General features: G+C 37.6%; 1 protein-coding gene. It reads right to left on the bottom strand.

Annotated features, from left to right (window positions below; genetic code table 11):
- Positions 1–1,451: 1,451 nt before the first annotated feature.
- A complete protein-coding gene (locus F6K49_RS46050; RefSeq protein WP_293109058.1) occupies positions 1,452–1,694 on the bottom strand; it encodes an SDR family NAD(P)-dependent oxidoreductase in 243 nt (80 codons plus the stop codon).
- Positions 1,695–1,732: the final 38 nt, after the last annotated feature.

Here is a 1,732-nt window from a genome sequence, read left to right as displayed (position 1 = left end):
GTTAATTTATCCGACATCGTGTCTTTCCCTTGGATACGTTGGATCAGATTCTTTTCAAAGCTATCCAAGTCCTCTTGGAGCTGGGCCAATGCCATGTCAAGTTTAGAATTAGACATAGACTGATTCTTAACCACGGTAAACTAGTTAACTTAATTTAGATAACTTTTAATTTTATTAGTATAAAACTATTTTTATAAACTGATTATGTAAGTTGTTTAATTTATTTTTACGAATTTATTTTTTTCAGCAAGTTTTGCAAATACTCAAATCGTAAATTATTTTAGCTATTTTTTCGCTGACTGACATAATTAAAAATTAATTTTATCATATAAAAAAACTATTGTCTTCAACCATTAATGCTATTTCAGCTATTGTAAATAGTATCGATTGGCCTAGGGGATGATTTGGATAATCTTTTCACAAATTTCATGTGCTGAATGTTTATTGTTGACTGTTTGTAAAGAGACATAAAAAACTCCCAAGAGAGGGACGTGGGGGCAGAGAGGGAAGTAGGGGAGGAGCAGGCTTGATTGTGTTTTAACCCTCACCACTCTTGGCGCTTATTCACAGGTTTATTTCGCATAAATTAGCCCCTGAATTTTCAGCAAACTACTCTATCTGCTTCAGTTATGATTAACAGGTTTTAATTACGGCTTAATTTCACCCTATATCCCACAACCGGTCACCCCACAACCAGTCCAGCTTTCAAGCTGCTTGTCATCCCCTGAGGTATTCAGCCATCAGCTAACGCCCTACGTGCTTACTGTACTTGCCAGCTATCAGCTATTGATGATTCCTGCAACAGAACCGAGTAAGGAGCAACCCATCACGAAGCGCGTCGCTCACGAAAACAAGCTTATGGGGGAACTCTCTTTATTGATCAGACGTTGGATTAGATTAGCTGTTTGTACAGCATGCCCGTAGCGGGTTAGCTCAGGAGTTGATAGGTGAATGCTTACCCTAAAATAGCAAACTTTTTTCTCCAGACCAAGTCTATCTATCTAGACCGATAGCAGCAATATAGTTGGTGTAAATGACAACATTGACCACATTGATGGTATAAAAATTATCTGAATTTAACCTAGCCAATCTCTAGGGCTTGACACCTTGAACCAGATAAAAATTAAATAAATAAAATAAGTTTTATTAAACGATTAGCACAGGATTATCGCCTGTCACAGTTTTTTTATGTTGAGCTAAACTAGGGTTATCATAGTCAAATTAGTTTGAATGAGCCATGTAGTTTTACAAAGAAATCCAGAGTTACAGCTTGAATAATAACTTAAATACAATAATCATCCAATTTTACAATTATCAGAAATAGATTTGATGAATTTTGTATAAATTATTGATTAAGATAATGGCGATTCTAGCGTTAGGTAGAGCTTTGATCCGTCAAGCACTAGGACTCTGTCAATTGACTTTTGAGGGTTAGGGCAAGGTTAATGGTGTTAGGTGTTAGGTGTTAGGCTTTGAGATCCCTCACGGGAAGAAAGATCAGCTCCTAGGCATGCGATCACATCCCCTGTACCCACTTCACGCCAAATCACCTCAGCCCGTTTACGGACAATGACTTCTTCGAGATCAGATAGAATTAATCGGCTGCCAGCCTTTAATAACTGTCGGGTTAACTCCTGTCCAAAACCACCCGCTGCACCGGTAATGAGTACAACTGCCTCTCGTAGATGAGTCATATTCCTGATTCGTAATTGATTTATACAGAACTTCTATT

The sequence above is a fragment of the Moorena sp. SIO3I6 genome (assembly GCF_010672095.1).
The sequence above is the reverse complement of the archived record's forward strand: the minus strand, read 5'-3'. Positions and strand labels throughout refer to the sequence as shown.

What these genes read in the sequence shown, in the direction of transcription:
- F6K49_RS46050 (WP_293109058.1), bottom strand. Translation starts at nt 1,694, where the DNA reads ATGACTCATCTACGAGAGGCAGTTGTACTCATTACCGGTGCAGCGGGT.